The 19,604-nt window shown below is 68.4% G+C and carries 14 protein-coding genes and 1 riboswitch; of the genes, 4 read left to right on the plus strand and 10 right to left on the minus strand.

Annotated features, from left to right (window positions below; translation table 11 throughout):
* Nucleotides 1-31: 31 nt before the first annotated feature.
* Nucleotides 32-952: an aldo/keto reductase gene (locus AC07NC_RS01540; protein WP_494568391.1), complete on the plus strand. Its 921-nt coding sequence runs from the start codon at nt 32-34 to the stop codon at nt 950-952.
* On the opposite strand, the gene AC07NC_RS01545 is transcribed toward AC07NC_RS01540, so the two are convergent.
* A complete protein-coding gene (locus tag AC07NC_RS01545) occupies nt 936-2,762 on the minus strand; it encodes a TonB-dependent receptor plug domain-containing protein (protein ID WP_494568392.1) in 1,827 nt (608 codons plus the stop codon). The two genes, AC07NC_RS01540 and AC07NC_RS01545, sit on opposite strands and share 17 nt — an antisense overlap.
* 151 nt (nt 2,763-2,913) lie before the next feature.
* A riboswitch (cobalamin riboswitch) is annotated at nt 2,914-3,097 on the minus strand.
* 74 nt (nt 3,098-3,171) lie between these two features.
* Here AC07NC_RS01545 and mutS point away from each other — a divergent pair.
* On the plus strand, nt 3,172-5,874 hold the full coding sequence (gene mutS / locus AC07NC_RS01550; protein ID WP_494568393.1) for a DNA mismatch repair protein MutS: 2,703 nt from the start codon (nt 3,172-3,174) through the stop codon (nt 5,872-5,874).
* Between the two features lie 88 nt (nt 5,875-5,962).
* Nucleotides 5,963-7,789, plus strand: coding sequence for a methyl-accepting chemotaxis protein (locus AC07NC_RS01555; protein ID WP_494568394.1), 1,827 nt, complete (start codon nt 5,963-5,965; stop codon nt 7,787-7,789).
* Between the two features lie 88 nt (nt 7,790-7,877).
* Here AC07NC_RS01555 and lpdA read toward each other — a convergent pair whose 3' ends face one another.
* From lpdA to AC07NC_RS01570, 3 genes are all read right to left on the minus strand, one after another.
* Entirely contained in the window at nt 7,878-9,284 is a 1,407-nt protein-coding gene (gene lpdA / locus AC07NC_RS01560) for a dihydrolipoyl dehydrogenase (protein ID WP_494568395.1), read from the minus strand.
* 123 nt (nt 9,285-9,407) lie between these two features.
* Nucleotides 9,408-11,300 carry a PAS domain-containing sensor histidine kinase gene (locus AC07NC_RS01565; protein WP_494568396.1) on the minus strand — a complete coding sequence of 631 codons (1,893 nt, stop codon included), beginning with the start codon at nt 11,298-11,300 and terminating at the stop codon, nt 9,408-9,410.
* Nucleotides 11,301-11,508: 208 nt separating this feature from the next.
* Nucleotides 11,509-14,337 (minus strand): TonB-dependent receptor, encoded by a 2,829-nt coding sequence (locus AC07NC_RS01570; RefSeq protein WP_494568397.1) that lies wholly within the window; start codon nt 14,335-14,337, stop codon nt 11,509-11,511.
* A 239-nt stretch (nt 14,338-14,576) separates the two neighbouring features.
* Between AC07NC_RS01570 and AC07NC_RS01575 the strand changes: the two genes are divergently transcribed.
* Nucleotides 14,577-15,680 carry a phytase gene (locus tag AC07NC_RS01575; protein ID WP_494568398.1) on the plus strand — a complete coding sequence of 368 codons (1,104 nt, stop codon included), beginning with the start codon at nt 14,577-14,579 and terminating at the stop codon, nt 15,678-15,680.
* A gap of 51 nt (nt 15,681-15,731) precedes the next feature.
* On the opposite strand, the gene AC07NC_RS01580 is transcribed toward AC07NC_RS01575, so the two are convergent.
* The 6 genes from AC07NC_RS01580 to chvI form a co-directional block, all read right to left on the minus strand.
* A complete protein-coding gene (locus AC07NC_RS01580) occupies nt 15,732-15,956 on the minus strand; it encodes a DUF6289 family protein (protein WP_492088469.1) in 225 nt (74 codons plus the stop codon).
* 89 nt (nt 15,957-16,045) lie between these two features.
* Nucleotides 16,046-16,318, minus strand: coding sequence for an HPr family phosphocarrier protein (locus AC07NC_RS01585; protein ID WP_494568399.1), 273 nt, complete (start codon nt 16,316-16,318; stop codon nt 16,046-16,048).
* Nucleotides 16,315-16,719, minus strand: a complete 405-nt coding sequence (locus tag AC07NC_RS01590) for a PTS sugar transporter subunit IIA (protein WP_008262883.1) — start codon at nt 16,717-16,719, stop codon at nt 16,315-16,317. Before AC07NC_RS01590 ends, AC07NC_RS01585 begins: the two co-directional genes overlap by 4 nt.
* Nucleotides 16,720-16,838: 119 nt before the next feature.
* Entirely contained in the window at nt 16,839-17,267 is a 429-nt protein-coding gene (locus tag AC07NC_RS01595; RefSeq protein WP_447941271.1) for an HPr kinase/phosphorylase, read from the minus strand.
* Entirely contained in the window at nt 17,264-18,904 is a 1,641-nt protein-coding gene (chvG, locus tag AC07NC_RS01600) for a two-component sensor histidine kinase ChvG (RefSeq protein WP_494568400.1), read from the minus strand. The genes AC07NC_RS01595 and chvG overlap by 4 nt, the downstream gene beginning before the upstream one ends.
* Nucleotides 18,873-19,577, minus strand: coding sequence for a two-component response regulator ChvI (gene chvI / locus AC07NC_RS01605; RefSeq protein ID WP_008261186.1), 705 nt, complete (start codon nt 19,575-19,577; stop codon nt 18,873-18,875). The genes chvG and chvI overlap by 32 nt, the downstream gene beginning before the upstream one ends.
* Nucleotides 19,578-19,604: the final 27 nt, after the last annotated feature.

The following is a 19,604-nucleotide window of genomic DNA, read 5'->3' on the forward strand; positions in this document are numbered from 1 at the left end:
CCTTTAAGCTTTGGAGGTGCAAGATGGGAATGTGACGCATTCCCCCGCCACCCCTTCGGCGCCTTCGCCCATAGATCGCCTGGCTCTCGCCGTGGTGACAGAGCCGGGACGCGCCCTGAATCCGTTCATGGCCGCGCCGTCGGGCGCGCGCGAGGACGCCATGCGCTTCCTGTTGCAGACGGGCGCGGACGCCGGCGTGAAAATGATCGCGACCAAACCGGGCGGCGACGGCGAACGGCTGCTGGGCCAGGCCTGGCCCTTCCCCTCGCCCTTCCGCGTGACGGTTCAAACCGTGGCCCTGAGCGAAGGCCTGGATCGGGTCGAGGCGCGGGCGCGCCGGTCGCTGGAACGCATGGGCCTGCCGCGCGGCGAGGCCCTGCTGGTCAATAACGCCGCCGACCTGGCCGGGGCCGAGGGCCGCGCCCTGTGGGACCGGCTGCAATCCCTGAAGACCCGCGGCCTGTTCCGCAGCATCGGCTTCTGCGCCACGGTCGAGGACGGCCCGGCCCTGCTGGCGCGCCGGCTGGAGGCCGACGTGGTTCAGATTTCCTGCAATCTGCTGGACCAGCGGGCCGCCGCCGAAGGCGTGCTGGACGAGATCAAGGCCGGCGGCGCCGAGGTGCACCTGGCCTCGGTCTTCGCCGGCGGGCTTCTGTTCGCGATCGGCGATGAATTGCCGACCCATCTGGCCAACTACGCCCAGGCCCTGTCGCGGACGCGCCGGCGTCTGGCCGAACGGCGCTGCGATCCGATGCAGGCGGCCCTGGCCTATGCGTTTTCGCTGAAGGCGGTGGACCGGGTGGTCGCCAGCGTGGCCTCGGCGGCCGAACTGCGCGCCATCCTGGCCGCCGCCCACGCGCCCGGCCCCGATCTGAGCTGGCCGGAACTGGCGCTCGAGGCGCCGGCGGCCTTCACCGCCGACGCCCGCGCGCGGATCAGTAGCGCAGCCTGACCCCGACATAGCCGGACCGCCCCGGCTCTCCGTAACCGAACACCTGCTGATAATGTTCGTCGGCCAGGTTCTCGATCCGGGCCGTCAGCGTGACCTTGTCCGTCAATTCGTAGGCGGCGTTCAGATTGGCCGTGACGAAGCCCTCGCGGGCCACGGTCGAGAAGCCGCCGGAATCGTCCTGGTCGCCTTCCGCCCGCACCGTCAGCGCGCCCGAGACCCGGTCGCCCGTCCAGCCCAGGGTCGCCGAACCGGCGTGCTCGGGCACGCGCAACAGGCGGGCGCCCGTCGTGCGGTCCTTGGCGTCGGTCCAGGCATAGGCCAGCGTCAGGTCGAAGCCGGCGCCCAACAGCGCACGGCCTTCCAGCTCGAACCCGTCCGAACGGGTCTTGGCCACATTGATGTAGCGACCGGCCGTATAGGTGATCTGGTCCTCGACGTTCAGGCGATACAGGGTCGCGCGACCGTCGAACCGACCATCGGCCGAGGTCCAGCCCAGGGCGATCTCGACGCTGTCGGCCGTTTCCGGCTTCAGTTCCGGCCAGGGCTGCGGCGCAAAGCAGAAGTCGCAGACCGCCTGGCTGACCGTCGGCGACTTGAAGCCCGTGCCATAGGCGCCCGACAGGATGAAGCCGCCGGCCAGATCATAGGCCGCCGAAACCCGACCCGTCGTCTTGGATCCGAAATCGTCGGTGTCGTCGTAACGCAGCCCCCCGGTCAGGTTCAGTGCGCCGACGTCATACTGGGCCACGCCGAACACCGAGGTGATCGACAGGTCGCGCGACAGGCCCGACGACAGGGCCGCCGACGCCTCGTTGCGTTCGACGCCGAACGCATAGTCGATATCCTGTGTCGCGCCATTGGCCTGCCAACGATAGGCTTGGCGGTCGCCGGTGAAGGTCGAGCCGAAGCCGTCGCTGACCGAGCTGCGATCCAGATCCGACGCCGAGACGCTGAACTGATGGTTCAGGCCGAACGCCTTGGCGGCCACCCGGCCAAACCCCGACCATTGCTCGCTTTCCTGCGTATCGTCGGTGTCGGCCAGCGCGTAGTTCGGCGCCGGGAAACCGTCCAGGTCGGCCTTTGACTTGTTCCAGCGCACCGAGCCGTCGACCTTGACCAGGTCCGAGAAGGCGTAGCGGCCCTTGGCGCCCAGGGTCGTGCTGCGGAAACCGTCGGCTTCGGGATTGCCGTCGGCCTCGTCTGCGGCGGAGATCCCGTCGGTGTCGAAGCGCGAAACATAGGCGCTGACGGCATAGGTCTCGTTGGCGACGCCGGCGGCCAGGCGGCCGCGCACGGTGTCGAAACTGCCGGCCTCGGCCTCGGCGCGCAGGCCCTCGATCTCCTTGGTGGTGAAGGCGATCACGCCGCCGATGGCGTCCGATCCCCACAGCGACGACTGCGGGCCGCTGAGCACTTCGATGCGCTCGATGTCGGCCAGCTCGAAGCTGGAGAAGTCATAGGCGCCGTTGGGCTCGGCCGCGTCGTTGACGGGCGCGCCGTCGACCAGGACCAGGGTCTTGCCGGGCGTCGCGCCACGCATGCGGACCTGAGCCACGCCGCCGAAGGCGCCGGAACGGGTCACCGACAGGCCGGGGACGTCCGACAGGATGTCGGCGGCGAAGATCGCGCCGCGCTGTTCGATGGTCTTGCCGTCGATGACGCGGGCGCCGGGCGTATCGGCGACGATGGCCGGGATGCGGGTGGCGGTGATGACGACGTCGTCCAGCTGGGTCGCCTCGTCAAAGGCGAAGGCGGGCGCGGCGAAGGCGGCGGACAGGGCCGCCGTGGAGAGAAGAATGGAGCGCTTCATTGAGCGAGAATCCCCGATGTCGGCTCCGCGAGTGCGCGCGAGGAACCGGTATGAGCGAGCCGATCCGCCGGGCCTGAAAGGTCCGGACGGCGCAAGATCGGGTCGCTGCGACGAGAATAGTCCCCGCGCCTCTGTCTGGTCCCGGACAGCGGACGAGCGACGTCAGGCGGCCAGATCTCCTGGCTTGCGGGTCATAAACCGCCGTCCTCGCCTTCCCAGTCACCCAGTGGCGCCGGGGTCGAGACCCCGGACGGACGACGCTCTCGCCGCCTACAGTTGCGGGCACAGCCACGGTGTCTCACCGTGTTCCCTTAACCGCCTGACACGGCCTATCGCAGGGGTGACAAGCCTGTGCAAGAGCCGTTAACGGGCTTGAGCGGTCGGCTGCGATCCGTCACCCTGACGGCACATGAACGCGCCCGCTTTTCCCTCCCCCGAACATTCGCCTGAAGTCGCCGCCTCGCTGGAAGGGGCGACGCCCTTCATGGCGCAGTATCTGACGGCCAAGGCCGGACAGCCGGACGCCATACTCTTCTTCCGCATGGGGGATTTCTACGAGCTGTTCTTCAAGGACGCCGAGGTGGCGGCCGCCGCCCTGGGCATCACCCTGACCAAGCGGGGCAAGCACCAGGGCGAGGACATCCCCATGGCCGGGGTGCCGGTCCATGCGATGGAAGGCTATCTGGCCCGGCTGATCCGCCTGGGCCACAAGGTCGCCATCTGCGAACAGCTGGAAGATCCCGCCGAGGCCAAGAAGCGCGGCGGCAAGGCCGTGGTCCATCGCGGCGTGGTGCGGGTGGTGACGCCGGGCACCCTGACCGAGGACAGTCTGCTGGATGCGCGGGGCGCCAATCGTCTGGCGGCCGTGGCGGTGCGCAAGGGGCGGGCGGCGGTGGCGGTGGTGGAGCTGTCGTCCGGCGCCGTGGACAGCGTCGCCTGTGCGCTGGAGGACCTGGGCGCGGCCCTGGCCGCCTTCCGGCCGTCCGAGGTTCTGGTCACGGACCGGATCTATTCGGACCCGGCGACGCGGGACGCCCTGGACGGGTCCGGCGGCGTGGTCCAGGCCCTGGCCAGCGCCATCGCCGAGCCCCAGGCGGCCCAGGCGCGGGTCGAGCGGCTGTACGGGGTGGCGGCCCTGGACGGGTTCGGCGCCTTCGAGGAGGCCGAGATATCGGCTCTGGGGCTGATCGCCGCCTATCTGGAGACGACCCAGGCGGGCAAGGTCCCGGCCCTGGCGCCGCCGCGTCGGCTGGGCGAGAGCGGCTTCCTGGCCATCGATCCGGCGACGCGGACCAGTCTGGAGATCGACCGGACCCAGAGGGGCGAGCGCGAAGGCTCGCTGCTGGCCTGTATCGACCGCACGGTCACCTCGGGCGGGGCCCGGGCCCTGGCGGAACGGATCGCCCGGCCGCTGCGCGATCCGCTGGCGATCAACGAACAGCTCGACGCGGTCGAATGGCTGCTGGAGCGGCGCGATCTGCGCCGCAACCTGCGCGAGGGGCTGAAGGCCTCCTCGGACATCGCCCGCGCGGTCGGGCGGCTGGCCTTGGGACGCGGCGGTCCGCGCGATCTGGCGGCGGTGCGTGTCGGCCTGACCATAGCGGAGGGGGTGGCCGGCCTGTTCATCGGCCAGGTGGATCCGATCACCGGTCAGCCGCGCCGCATCGCCCTGGCCCTGGATCGTCTCAGCCTGTCGCCCGAGGTGTCGCGGCTGAAGGCCGATCTGATCGACGGCCTGGTGGACGAGCCGTCCCACCTGGCGCGCGACGGCGGTTTCGTGCGCCCCGACTATCGCCCCGAACTGGACGCGGCCCGCACCCTGCGCGACGACAGCCGCCGGGTGGTGGCCGATCTGGAGGCGCGGGCCGTGGCGGAGTCGGGGGTGGCCTTCAAGGTCAAGCACAACGCCGTCCTGGGCTATTTCCTCGAGACCTCGGCCAAGGCGGCGGAAGGCCTGCTGCGGGCCGGGCCGGACAGCCCCTTCATCCATCGCCAGACCCTGGCCAGCCAGGTGCGGTTCACCACGGTCGAACTGTCGGAGCTGGACGCCAAGATCAGCCAGGCCGGCCACCGCGCCCTGGCCATCGAGGCCGAGACCTTCGAGACCTGGCGGCGCGAGGTCGCCGGTCTGGCCCAACCGCTGCAGGCGGTCGCCGAGGCCCTGGCCGAACTGGACGCCCACGCGGCCCTGGCGGAATGGGCGCAGGAGGTCGGGGCGACCCGGCCGGTAGTGGACGACAGCCTGGCCTTCTCCGTCGAGGCCGGGCGGCATCCGGTGGTCGAGGCGGCGGTCAAGGCGGCCGGCGATCCCTATACGCCCAACAATGCGCGGCTGGACGGCTCCGGGGCGGATTGCGCCCGCCTGGCCATCGTCACCGGGCCGAACATGGCCGGTAAATCCACCTTCCTGCGCCAGAACGCGCTGCTGGTGATCCTGGCCCAGGCCGGGGCCTTCGTGCCCGCCCGGTCGATGCGCCTGGGCGTGGTGGACCGGCTGTTCAGCCGCGTCGGGGCCGGCGACGACCTGGCGCGGGGGCGGTCCACCTTCATGATGGAGATGGTCGAGACCGCCGCCATCCTGACCCAGGCCACGCCGCGCAGTTTCGTCGTGCTGGACGAGATCGGGCGCGGCACGGCGACCTATGACGGCCTGGCCATCGCCTGGGCCACGGCCGAGGCCCTGCACGAGACCAATAGGGCGCGCACCCTGTTCGCCACCCACTATCACGAGCTGGCCCAGCTGGAGACGCGGCTGGACCATGTCTGCAACCTGTCCATGGTGGCCAAGGAGTGGAACGGCGATCTCGTCTTCCTGCACGAGGCGGCGCCGGGGGCGGCGGACCGGTCCTATGGGGTGCAGGTGGCCAAACTGGCGGGCGTGCCGGGCGCCGTGGTCGCCCGCGCGAGATCCGTGCTCGAACGGCTGGAAGGGGAGAAGGCGGCGACCGCCCGTCTGGACGACCTGCCGCTGTTCGCCCTGGCGGAACCGGCGCCGGTCCTTGCGCCCTCGCCGGTCGAGACGGCGCTCGGGGCCGTGGACCCCGACGCCCTGACCCCGCGCGAGGCGCTGGAGGCCCTCTACAGGCTCAAGGGAATGCTCACATCGAGATGAGATAGAGTATGCCGTCGGGGAAGGTTCTTAACCTTGCTCATGTCAGGGATGCTTGACTGAAGACCCGAAGCCTCCACTGGATACGGCGATGAAACCCAGCGCGCTTTCCCTTTCGGCCAAGATCGCCCTCATGGTGATCGGCGCCCTGGCCGCCCTGACCGCGATCCTGCTGGCGGTGGCCGTGGTGCTGCTGACCCGGGATGCAGAGGCCAGCGCCGCCGAACGCCAGGAGGCCAATATGCGCGTCGCCTGGGACGTGCTGGCCGACTACGGCGACGGGTTTTCGGCGCGGGACGGCCGACTGTATGTCGGCTCCACGCCGATGAACGACTTCGTCGAACCGGTCGATCGGATCAAGGCCCTGGTGGGGGGCACGGCGACGGTCTTCATGGACGACCTGCGGGTCACGACCAATGTGGTCAAGGACGACGGTTCGCGCGCTGTCGGCACCAAACTCAAGCCCGGCCCCGTCTATGACGCGGTGCTGAAGTCCGGCAAACCCTATCGTGGTCAGGCCGACATCCTGGGCAAGCCCTATTTCGTCGCCTACGACCCGATCAAGAACGCCACCGGCCAGACCATCGGCGTGCTGTATGTCGGCATTCCCAAGGCCGACTTCATGGCCTCGGTGAACCATATGATGGCCGGCCTGCTGATCTGCGGCGTCGTCGTCACCTTGCTGGTGGTGGGCGGCTGTCTGGTCGCCTCGCGCCGCATGTTCTCGCCGCTGCAGGCCCTGTGCGAGCGGATGGAGGCCCTGCGTCAGGGCCGCACCGACTTCGACGCCCCCTGGGTCTCGCGCGGTGACGACATCGGTCAGATCGCGCGCGCCGTCATCGCCTTCCGCGACGCCGCCGTGCGCCAGAAGGCGACCGAGACCGAGGCCGAGGCGATGCGCGAAACCGCCCGCGCCACCCACGCCGCCAGCGAGGCCGAGCGCGAACGCCTGGCCGAGGAAGACGCCGTCGTGGTCGGGGCCCTGGGCCAGGGTCTGGCGGCCCTGGCGCGCGGTGACCTGAACCACCGCATCACCGCCAGCTTCGCCGAGCGCAGCCGCAAGCTGAAGGACGACTACAACACCGCCGCCGACACCCTGGCCGCCACCATGGCCGATATCGTCGATCTGGTCGGGGCGATGCGCGCCGGAACCGCCGAGGTGTCGACGGCCACCGACGACCTGTCGCGCCGCACCGAACGCCAGGCCGCCGCCCTGGAACAGACCGCCGCCGCCCTGGATCAGATCACCGTCACTGTCCGCAAGACGGCCGAGGGCGCCCGGTCCGCCGCCGAGATCACCGCCCAGGCGCGCGGCGGGGCCGGAACGCGCGAGCGGATCATCGCCGACACCACCGCCGCCATGGGCGAGATCGAGGCGACCTCGGGCCGGATCGGCGAGATCATCGGCGTCATCGACGAGATCGCCTTCCAGACCAATCTTCTGGCCCTGAATGCGGGCGTCGAGGCGGCGCGGGCCGGCGAGGCCGGCCGCGGCTTTGCGGTCGTGGCGTCGGAAGTGCGCGCCCTGGCCCAGCGTTCCGCCGACGCCGCGCGCGAGATCAAGGGCCTGATCGCCGCCTCGGGCGCCAGTGTGGGCGAAGGCGCCCGGCTGGTGTCCCAGACCGGCGGCGCACTGACCGCCCTGATCAACCAGGTGGCCGAGATCAACCAGCTGGCGGGCGAAATCGCCGCCTCGGCCCAGGAACAGGCCGTGGGTCTGGCCGAGATCAATGTCGCCGTGAACCAGATGGACCAGACGACCCAGCAGAACGCCGCCATGGTCGAACAGACCACCGCCGCCAACCAGGCGCTGAGCCAGGAGGCGGAAAAACTGGCCGAGCTGGTGTCGCGCTTCCGCATCAGCGAGCCGGGTGTGGACAGCCAGTCTCAGGACGCCCGGACCGTCTGGGCCGCCTGAGCCCAAGCCGGACAAGATCAAAAAAGGCCCGCCCGGCGACTGCCGAGCGGGCCTTTTTCATGTCAGACGTCCGTCGGGGCGCGGCGGATCAGGCCTGCATCATCCAGCCTTCGACGTCCATGGCCGCCTGGCGGACGGCTTCCGAACGGGTCGGGTGGGCGTGGCAGGTGCGGGCGATGTCTTCCGAGGCGCCGCCGAAGCTCATGGTGATGGCGGCCTCGTGGATCATCTCGCCGGCCTGCGGACCCATGATGTGGACGCCCAGAACCTTGTCGGTGGCGGCGTCGGCCAGAACCTTCACGAAGCCGTCGGTCTCGTGGTTGATCTTGGCGCGGCTGTTGGCGGTGAAGGGGAATTTGCCCTTCTTGTAGGCGACGCCGGCGGCCTTCAGCTGGTCCTCGGTCTGGCCGACCCAGGCCACTTCGGGGAAGGTGTAGACCACGCTGGGCACCAGGGCGTAGTCGACGTGGCCGTATTTGCCGGCGATGGTGTCGATCACGGCGACCGCGTCTTCTTCCGCCTTGTGCGCCAGCATCGGGCCGTGGGTCACGTCGCCGATCACCCAGACGCCATCCGCCACCTTGAAGTGGTCATGGTCGATGAAGCCGCGCTTGTCCGGGGTGACGCCGACGCTCTCCAGACCCAGGCCCTCGGTGTAGGGGCGGCGGCCGATGGCGACCAGGACGACGTCGCCCTTGAGGGTTTCGGCCGCGCCGCCGGCCGACGGTTCGACCGTCAGTTCGACCCCGTCCTTGACCGGCTTGGCGCCCGTGACCTTGGCGCCCAGTTTGAAGACCATGCCCTGTTTGGTCAGGGTGCGCTGGAAGGCGGTGGCGACCTCGGTGTCCATGCCGGGGGTGATCCGGTCCAGGAATTCGACCACCGTCACCTCGGCGCCCAGGCGGCGCCAGACCGAACCCAGCTCCAGGCCGATGATGCCGGCGCCGATGACGATCAGCTTCTTCGGCACGGCCGGCAGCGACAGGGCGCCGGTGGAATCGATCACCTTGCCGTCTTCGAAGGCGACGCCCGGCAGGGGGGTGGGCTCCGAGCCGGTGGCGATGACGATGTTCCTGGCCTCAAGCGTCTGGACCGAACCGTCGGCGGCGGTCACCTCGACCTTGCCTTTGGCGACGATCTTGCCGCGGCCCTTGATCCAGTCGGCCTTGTTCTTCTTGAACAGGAACTCGATCCCCTTGGTCAGGGCGGTGACGCTGTCGTCCTTGGCCTTGTGCATCTGGCCCAGGTTCAGCTTGGGCTGGACCTCGATGCCGATCTTGGCGAATTCGCTGTTGGCGGCGTCGAACATTTCCGAGGCGTGGAGCAGGGCCTTGGACGGCATGCAGCCGACGTTCAGGCAGGTGCCCCCCAGGGTGGCGCGCATCTCGACACAGGCGACCTTCAGGCCCAACTGGCCGGCGCGGATCGCGGCGTTATAGCCGCCGGGCCCTCCGCCGATGATGACGACGTCGTAGGGAACGGGGGCTTCGGCCATGATATCCTCTGGTCTTCTGGCGCGTGGGGGCAGGCGGGCGGACACTAGCGCCGACCCCGCAGGGGTCAACCGCCGGGCGACATATGGGACGCCGGAATCGACCTTTGCAGGGGGAGGAAGCCGTCAGGAGGCGATTTCAGGCGCCGGTTCGTCCGTCTGGCCCGTATTTTCGCTCGCGTCCGCGTCCTGCTGCTCCGCGCGGGGCAGGGTGACGGAGACCTCCGCCCCTTCGCCCGGCGTGCTGTCGATCGCCAGGGCGCCCGAGGACTGGCGCGCAAAGGCGAAGGCCTGCGACAGGCCCAGGCCGGCCGCGTCCGGCCGGGTGGTGAAGAAGGGCTCGGCCGCGCGGCGCAGGGTGTCGGCGTCCATGCCGGGGCCGGAATCGCGCACGCTCAGTCTCAGGCTGTCGTCGGCCATCACCGCCAGCCGCACCGCGACCGACCCGACGCCGTTCGACGCCTCGACCGCGTTTCGCGTCAGGGCCAGCACCGCCGCCTCGAAGGCCGCCGGATCGATCCGGGCGAAGGCCGGTTGGGCCGGGGTTTCGATCATCAGGTCGATCGACGGCCCCGACAGCAGACGCAGCTTGGTCTCCAGGCCCGCCAGGAAGATCCCGACGTCCAGCCGCTGAAGATTGGTGCGGTCCTCGTCCTGCGAGAAGGCGCTGAGGCGGCGGGTCAGGCGTTCGCCGCGCTGACCGGCGGCCAGGGCCGCCTGGCCCAGGCGGCGGATGCGCTCGGGCTCGTCGGCATGGCGCAGCATCATGTCCAGGGCCGAGGTCATGACCCCCAGAAGGGCGTTGAAATCATGGGTCACGCCGCCGGCCAGACGGCCGACATTGGCCATGCGCCGTTCGGCCTCCAGCTCGGCGCGAACCGCCTGTTCGGCGCGCGCGGCCTCGGCGACCGTGTCCAGCAGGGCCTGATTATGGGCGGCCAGGATTTCGCTCTCGCGGCGCGCGAAGTCCGCCTGCGCCGTTTGAAGGGCCTCGGCGACGGGATCGCGCGGATCGTCCTGGCCGGCGTCGTCTTCCGGCGCATCGGAAAGAGGGGCCGGTTCTGCGGTTTCAGAGCCGGTCTCCGTCGGGGCGATGTCGGCCAAGGGGACACCGGCCAGCAGGACGGCGTCCGGACGATCCGTCTCGTCGGCCAGGGGCGTCAGGGTCCAGCGGATCCCCGCGCCGTCCGCGTCCACCGTCTCGATCGGCGCAGCCTCGCCGTCATCGGCGTTCAGGGCGGCGCGCAAGGCCTGGCGGCCCTCGGTGCGACGGTCCAGCGGCAGGAACAGGTCGGCGAAGTCGGAACCCGTCACCCCCTCGCCGCGCCCCAGCATGATCAGGGCGGTGCGGTTGGCCTGGCGGATGCGGCCGTCGGCGTCGACCACCACCAGGGCGCCGGAGGCGGCGTCGAACACCCGGTCGGCCAGGCTGGGCCGGGCGGCGGGCGGCGGCGGGGGCGGCGCCGGTTCGATGGCGGGGGTGGTCAGGACGTCGGTCTCGACGATGGCGGCGATGGAGCCGGTGATCTGGCCCCGTTCGTTCTCGATCGGCATGGCCGTGACCGAAACCAGCATCTTCTTGCGGGTCGCGGCGTTCATCATCAGATGCTGGAAGCCCCGCACCGTCTGGCCGCGCAGGGCCCGGGCGCTGGGCAGCAGGTCGGCGGGGATCGGCTTGCCGTCCGGGAAGGTAATGCCCCAGGTCGCGGAATGGAAACGCAGGCCCAGCAGTTCGGCGTCGCGACGGCCCAGCAGCTGATGGGCGGCGCGGTTGGCGAAGACGAACTTGCCCGTGCTGTCGGTCTCGACCATGGCCACGGGCACGGCGTTCATCGTCTCGAACAGGCGTCTGTCGGAGGATTCGGCCACCTTCTGGACGATGTCGAGCTGGTCGCTTGCGCTGGCGTGGCGGGCGCCGTGGGTCACGGCGAACCAGAGGGCGACGGCCGCGAGGGCGTAGCCGACGACGGCCGTGATGCCGAAGATCAGCGTCCAGTTGACCTCGCCTTCGAGAAACATTCGGTCGATCCGTTTCAATCTGGGGCGTCCGCCGCCCAGGTTCGCCAGGATCTGCAAGGGGCGAACCAGCGGAGCGGGGGTGGTCTCCGATACCCAGACCTCATGACGAGGCCCGTCGTCAAGCCGCCCGGAAGCGCGGCGCGCTTCGCCCATGAAAAAGGGCCGGACGTCGCCGTCCGGCCCTTTCTGCGTCAAGGTTTCGGGGGTCCTAGAGCTTGAAGCGGACGCCGACGAAGATGTTGTAGCCGAACTTCTCGTACTCGTAGGTGCGCTCGCGCGAGCCATAGTAGCGAACACCGGCCGAGTCGGTCAGGTTCTTGGCCTCGCCGAACAGTTCGACCCCGTTGCCGAAGTCATAGCTGGTGGTGAAGTCCAGCTGTTCGCGGCCCTCGACATAGAGGTCCAGATCGGCGTCATCCGCATTGATCTCGTCCAGATAATCGCCGCGCTTGGTGTAGGACAGCCGGGCGCTGAAGCCGGCCATTTCGTAGAAGAGGGCCGCATTGTAGTTGCTGTCCGACTGACCCGGCAGGGCGAAGGTGTCCCGGCCGCCGTAGGTCTGGGCCGTTTTGATCTCGGCGTCCGTGACCGTGTAGTTGGCGAAGACGCCGAAGCCCGACAGCAGACCCGGCAGGAAGCCGAACTTCTGCTGCCAGTTCAGCTCCAGACCGGCGATATGGCCGTCGGGAGCATTGATCGGTGTCTCGAATTTGGCCTTGCCGCCGCCCGCCAGATCCTCGGAGTACTTGAGGATGTATCGGTAGTCGGTCAGGTCCTTGTAGAAGGCGTTGGCGGATACCACGCCGAGAGAGGCGAAGTAGTATTCCAGGCCGAAGTCGATGTTGTTCGACAGGGTGGGATTCAGGTCAGGATTGCCGACTTCATAAGACGCGTTGCCGCTGGAGCTATCGGTTTCGTCGATCTGGCGCGGTACGATCTGGTTGAACTCGGGGCGCGAGATCGAGCGCGTCAGAGCAAACCGGCCGATCAGATTATCTGAGAAGTTATGGCGGACCGTTAGGCTGGGGAAGAAGTCGGTGTAGTCGCGGCTGACATTAGCGGCCGTGTAAATCTCTTTCTCCGTGGGCTTGTCTTCATCGATCAGGGCGTACTGAACCGCCGAACCGTCGAACTTGGTGTTCTCGACACGAAGACCGATGATGACGTTGGTCGCGCCCATGTCGAAGCGAGCCTGGGCGTAGCCGGCGAGGATGTCTTCCTGCGCCGTGTAGTCCGCAGTGGTGGATTCAGGCCCGCGGATCGGGGACGCGGCGCGCGCGCTGGCGAAATAGGCGTCGGCCAGGTCAGCGTCGAACTTGAAGCCGAGGTCATAGTCGTAGTTGCGCGATTCACGGTCGCTCAGCACCGACGCCAGCGTGCCCGGGCTCGCCGAAGAGGCGCGGTTACGGTAGCGCTGCTCGTCCGCATTGATCTCGCGGCTGTTGAACTTGGCGCCGAGCTTCCACGTCACGTCGCGTCCGGCGAACTGGCTGGGCAGCTCGAAGTTGGTCTTGAAGGCGACGTCTTCCTGCTGGGTCGTGTTCTCGCGGAAGGTGTTCTCGCGGAATTTGAACTTGGTGGGGTCCCGATAGAGGCCGGTCGGATCGCTGAACACCGAATAGGTCGGCATATAGTGATCGGCCGTGTTGTAACTCAATTCGGGGGCGTCGGCGCGATACAGCAGCTCGTTCCGGTTGGGATAGGACTGTTCGCTATCGGCCCAGGACAGGCTGGCGTCCCAGACGGCGCCGTTGTCGAAGGTCTTTTCGCCGCCGGCCACCAGGGTGGTGATGTCGTTCTTCTGGGTGCGGTGACGCAGCTGACGGGTGATGCGCGCGCCGGTATAGGTGGCGCTCGTGTCGGTAGCGCCGGCTTTCAGCTTGCCGTCCGAGTAGATCAGGCCCAGGGTGTTGCGGTATTCGTCGTCTTCGAACTGGGCGAACGATCCGCGCAGATAGGCGCGGAAGTCGTCGGTCGGGCGCCATTCGAGGGCGCCGGTCACGGCCTGGCGGGTGCGCTTGGTCTCGTAGTCCTTGAACAGGCTTTCTTCGAGCACGAAGATCTCGGCGTCGTTCTGCTCTTTCTTGACCCAGGCGTTCTCGACATTGTCAGGGCGGCGGTTGGTCTCGGAATAGCTGACCGACAGCAGGGCGCCGAAGGTCTCATTGGCGAAGACGTTGGACGCCGTGGCGGCGGCGCGGGTGTCGGAACCGCCGTAGTCGTTATAGCTGCCGCCGGCGTAGCCGCTGACGGCCAGGCGGCGCTTGTCGAAGGGCGAACGGGTCTTGATGTTGACGGCGCCGGCGATGGAATCGGCTTCCTGGCTGGGCAGGAGCGTCTTTGAGACCTCGACATTGGCGACGATGTCGCTGGGCAGGGTGTCCAGATCGACGGCGCGGGTGCCCGGATCGACGGCGGGAACCTGGACCCCGTCCACCGAGACGGCGGTGAAGGCCGAGGGCGCGCCGCGGACGTTGATGTAGCGGCCTTCGCCCTGGTCGCGCTGGATGGCGATGCCTTGCACGCGCTGCAGGGATTCGGCGACGTTGGGGTCGGGATAGCGGCCGATGGCGTCGGCGGACAGGACATTGACCGTGCCGTCGGCGTTCTTCTGCTGGTTCAGCGACCGCGCCACACCGTCGGTGATGACGCCGGTGACGATGACGTCGCTGACGGTCGCGGCCTCGCCTGCGCCCAGCATGATCGACACTTCGGTTCCGCCCTGGACCACGCTGACGGTCTGGGTCGCCGAGGGCTGGCCGATGTAGCGGACGTCCAGCACGGCCGTGCCGGTCGGCAGGACGAGATCGAACTCGCCCAGGGTGTTGGTCACGGCGCGTTGCCCGGTGGCTCGCACGATCACCTCGGCGCCCGGAAGCGCGTCCCCGGCGGCGTTGGTGACCCGGCCGTGAACGACTTCGCCGGCGACGGCGACCGAGGCGGCCAGGGCGGAGGCTTCATAGGCGTGGGCCGGCAGGGCGGCGGTCACAGCGGCGAGCGACGCGAGCGAGGCGCCCGCGAGGAGATGGAATTTCATGACGAGGTCCCCAATGTCGGGTTTGCTCCCGACGAATACAGCCGCGCTTACCCCCAGGCGGCGAAAGGATCGCGACGTTTTGGCGACGCTTGCCGCTCGTTTCCTTGTCAGTGAGATTGCGAATGATCCGACAACGGCTGAAATCATGCGATTTCGTCGTGCAAACGTCACAATATGTCCATTGACGCGCTGCGGAGCCTTGCCGATCAGGACGCAGCAGATTCTGTCGGGGGCCAGTCATGACGTTCAAGCCAGCCAAGATTCTAGCGGGCGTCTCGCTCGCGGCCCTGATGCTGACCGCCTGCGCGACCCGCGAGGTCGATTTCCAGGGCGAGGGCGAAGGCTTCGTCGGGCCGGGCGCGCCGGTCCAGGCCGTGCTGGAAACCCCCTCGGTCGGCACGGCCGGCCAGGACGCGGCGGACGATCCCGCCGTCTGGGCCTCGGCTGCGCCGGTCATGGTGATGGGCCAGGCCACTCAGGGCTTTGTGGCCGGGACGGACAAGAAGTCGGGCCTCTACATCTACGGTTTCGACGGCCGGATCCTTCAGTTCCTGCCGGAAGGCCTGCTGAACAATGTCGACCTGATCGAGGGGTTGAACATCGACGGCCGGCCGCAGCTGGTGCTGGGCGCCAGCGACCGAACGCCGGGCAAGACGGGAATCTCGCTGTATCTGTTCGATCCGGCCGGGACCGGCCAGAACGCCGTCCGCCCCTGGGGCGCGGTCGCCACCGACGTGATCGAACCCTATGGTTTCTGTTTCGCGCGGCGCGGGGCCGAGGTTCACGCCGTCCTGGTGGGGCATGAGGGCGAACTGCGACAGTTCGTGCTGAGCGTCGATGCGGCCGGTCAGCCGGTCTCGCGCGAGGTGCGTCGCGCCGAGATCGGAACCATTTCCGAAGGCTGCGCCGCCGACGAGGCCACGAACGCCCTCTATATCAACGAGGAGAATGTCGGCCTGTGGCGCTATGGCCTCGACCCGGCGTCGGGCGCGGCGCGGACCCTGGTCCAGCCCATCGCCAGGGACGTCCTGGTCGCCGACGCCGAGGGGCTGATCACGCTGACGGACGGCGACAAACGCTATCTGATCGCGTCCAGCCAGGGCGATTCGACCTTCCCGGTCTGGCGCATCGACGGCGCCGCCCCGCAGTACAAGGGCCGGTTCAAGATCGTGGACGGCGTCGTGGACGGGGTCACCGGCACGGACGGCCTGGCGGCCGCCAGCGGCGCGGTCGGCCCCTTCCCCGAGGGCCTGGTGGTGATCCAGGACGACGTGAACGACGTCGGAACCCAGAACTTCAAATATGTGGACTGGCGCGACATCCGCCGCGCTTTGGGGCTGTAAATCGACTGAAGTGAAGGCCCGTCATCGCGCATGACGGGCCTTCACCTTTGGTCAACAGGGGTAGTTCATCGTCTGAATTCGATAAGGGGTCTGAATCCCTTCCTTGTAGACTGTGCCAGCGCAAGTCTGGCCCCACATGCCGACATATTCTGAATATGTAGCGTCGGAATAATATTCCCATTCACGCCAATGACTGGGCAGGGCGAGTGCGGGTCCCGCCGCGGCTGCAGCCATGAGAGAGACCGCAGCAACCAACAACCTTTTGCGAGCTTTCATTTCGGTGTCCTCCGGGAGACTTCCTCCCGCGAGGAGGTTACTCCTGCATGCGTAAAACACAACCTAGACTGTGCGCGTGCGGAAGACGCCTACTGATCCTCGTCGAATTTGCGGGCGACGAGGTCCGTCAGGGCCTCGATCGCTTCCTCGGCGTCGGCGCCCTCGGCCGCCACGTCAATGCTGCAGCCGATGCCGGCGCCCAGCATCAGCAGGCCCATGATCGAACGGGCGTCCACCGAGACGCCGTCGCGGGTGACATGGATCTCGCTGTCGAAACTGGAGGCCAGTTTGACGAACTTGGCCGAGGCGCGGGCGTGCAGGCCGCGCGTATTGCAGATGTCGAGAGTCGTCTTCACGCTCATTTTTCGCCCGCGAGCACCCAGGACGCCACCGAGATGTATTTGCGCCCGGCGTCCTGGGCGTGGGCCACGCAGGCCTCCAGGGTTTCGCGCCCGCGCACGCTGGCCAGCTTGATCAGCATGGGCAGGTTCAGGCCGGCGATGACCTCGGCGTGGGTCTGTTCCATCACCGATATCGCCAGGTTGGACGGGGTGCCGCCGAACATGTCGGTCAACAGGATCACCCCGTCGCCGTCGTTCACGGCGGCGGCGGCGTCGACGATGTCGCGACGGCGCCGCTCCATGTCGTCATCCGGCCCGATGCATATGGCCGCGACGCCGCGCTGCGGCCCGACCACATGCTCCATCGCCGAAAGAAACTCCGAGGCCAGTCCCCCATGGGTGACGATAACCAGGCCAATCATGAGAACTTCACTCGCATCCCGCCCTGAACCGTCCCCGGACCTCCCCGCGCCCGCCAGGGAGGCCGGACGCATCCGTTTTGGACCGCAAGGGGCGTGTCATAGACCCGTTATGCGCGGGTTCAAAGCGTCTGAAGCGCGACTGCGACCATCTCGACGGCCGAGGCGGGGCGGGGGTCCAGCGCCAGCAGGGGCAGGTCGATCCCGCAGAAGCGCCGTGTCTGCGGCTCCGGAAGCCGTTCGACCGCCTCGGGAACACAGGCGACGGCCAGGACGACTCTGGCGACCAGCCGTGTCCTGACGGACACGATTCCGACCCCGCGCGCCTCGATCCGACCGGCGATGGCGGCCGGGGCGGTCGCATGAAGCGCGCCGCCGGACGCCCAGACCCGGGTATAGTCGTCGCTGACCAGTCGCCAGCCCCGCCCGATCAGCCGCAGGGCCAGATCGCTCTTGCCGGCGCCCGACGGACCCAGGATCATCACCGCCGTCCAGGCCCCGTCCCGGCGGATGGCGACCGTGGTGGCGTGAACGGGCGACGGGTCGGTCATGAGCGACGACCGGGCGACGCGGCGGACGGCAGGCCGATCTCGAACCGGGCGCCGATCACCTGGCCGTCTGCGCCGATCCGGTTGTCGGCCGTGACGCGGCCGCCATGCGCCTCGACGATCTGGCGGACGATGGACAGGCCCAGGCCCGAGTTGGAGCCGAAGGCCGCCCCCTTGGGCCGCGAGGTGTAGAAGCGCTCGAACACGGTCTCCAGGTTCTCGGGCGGAATCCCGGGCCCCTGGTCCTCGACGCGGATGCGGATGGGCAGGTCGCCCTCGACCTCTTCCAGCACGACCCGAACCTCGCCGCCGGCGGGGCTGAAGGAGCGGGCGTTGTCGATCAGGTTGCGGAACACCTGTCCCAGGGGACCGTCGCGGCCGGCGACCCGGAGGCCCTGGGGCGGAGGCTCGAACCGGACGGGAATATCGTCCGGCCGGGCGGTGGTCTCATAGACGCCGACGATATCGGCCAGCAAACGGTTCAGTTCGATGGCGCGGGGCCGGTCGCGCGACAGTTCGGCGTCCAGACGCGAGGCGTTGGAGATGTCGGTGATCAGCCGGTCCAGGCGGCGCACGTCCTGTTGCAGCAGACTGGTCAGCTTCTCCCTCTGGGCGTCGGTCTTGACCAGGGGCAGGGTCTCCAGCGCCGAACGGATCGAGGTCAGGGGGTTCTTGATCTCGTGCGACACGTCGGCGGCGAACCGTTCGATGGCGTCCATCCGTGTGGACAGGGTGTCGGTCATCGACTCCAGCGACCGGGCCAGGTCGCCGATCTCGTCCTTGCGCTCCTCCAGGTCGGGCAGGGAGATGGCGCGGGCGCGCTGAAGCCGGACCTGGTCCGCCGCCGCCGCCAGCCTCAAGACCGGCCGCGCCACGAACAGATGCAGCAAGAGGGAGGCCAGCAGGTTCACGGCCAGGGCCACCAGGGCGAAAGGCACCAGGGCGCGTCTCTGATCGTCCAGGATCTCATCGACATTGCCGGCTTCCAGGGTCAGGACGCCCAGCACCTGGCGGACATGCCGGATGGGGATGGAGACCGAGACGACGCGGTCGCCGGATTCGTTGCGCCGGACGGTCGTCTGCGGCTCTCCGGCCAGGGCGCGCTCGACCTCGGCGGCGACCTCGGCCTCGACGGCCTTCTTGTGTTCGGCGTCGCGAAGGGTCTTCTGGGCGATCTCCCCGGAGGGGGGCGTGCCGGCGGGACGCGCAGGCGGCAGGACCTGGCCGGGGATGTTCTCGGTCACCTCGTAGCTGTCGATGACCGGCAGGCCGTTGATGTCGTACAGGCGAACCCGCTGGCCGTTCGGGACGAAATTGTCGCGCAGCCATTTCGCCGCCTCGCCCACGTCCAGCTCCGGGGCCGGCACGCCCCGGCTGATGCCCAGTTCGCCCAGGACATTGCCCAGCAGTTCGGCCTGGACGGTCAGCGATTCCTGACGCGCCTGGATCAGCCCCTGACGCCATTCGTTCAGAACGAGGGCTCCGCCGAACAGGATCAGCAGGCTCAGAAGGTTGAGCGCCAGGATGAAGCCGCCCAGCCGCGAGCCGCCGAAGCGGAACCTCGGCCGGCGGACAGGCTCCTCGTCGGGCTCGCGCCCGACGGGAAGATCAGCTTTCGCGGTAGCGGTAGCCGACGCCATACAGGGTCTCGATCGCGTCGAACTCATTGTCCACGGCGCGGAATTTCTTGCGCATCCGCTTCACGTGGCTGTCGATGGTGCGGTCGTCGACATAGACCTGGTCGTCGTAGGCGGCGTCCATCAGGTTGTCGCGGCTCTTCACGAAGCCGGGGCGCTGGGCCAGGGCCTGGAGCAGCAGGAATTCGGTGACGGTCAGCTTCACCGGCTTGCCGTCCCAGGTCGATTCGTGACGGGCCGGGTCCATGCTCAGCTTGCCGCGCTTGATCGCCTTGCCGGAAACTTCGGCCGAGGGTTCGGGATCGACGCCGTCGGCGCCGGTGCGGCGCAGCAGGGCCTTGACCCGCTCGATCAGCAGCCGCTGGCTGAAGGGTTTGTGGATATAGTCGTCGGCGCCGAGGTTGAAGCCGAGGATTTCGTCGATCTCCTCGTCCTTGGAGGTCAGCATGATGACGGGAATCTGCGAGGTCTGACGCAGGCGGCGCAGCACCTCCATCCCGTCCATGCGCGGCATCTTCACGTCGAGGATGACGAGGTCGGGCGGCGCGCTTTCCAGCGCGGCGAGACCCGAGGCTCCGTCGTGGTAGGCCGTGATCTTGTGGCCATGGCTTTCCAGCGCCAGCGAGACGGAGGCCACGATGTTCTCGTCGTCATCGACCAGGGTGATGTTGGCCAAGGTTGTCTTCTCCTGAACTTCCCGTTC

The organism is Brevundimonas sp. GW821-FHT10A07, assembly GCF_059415785.1.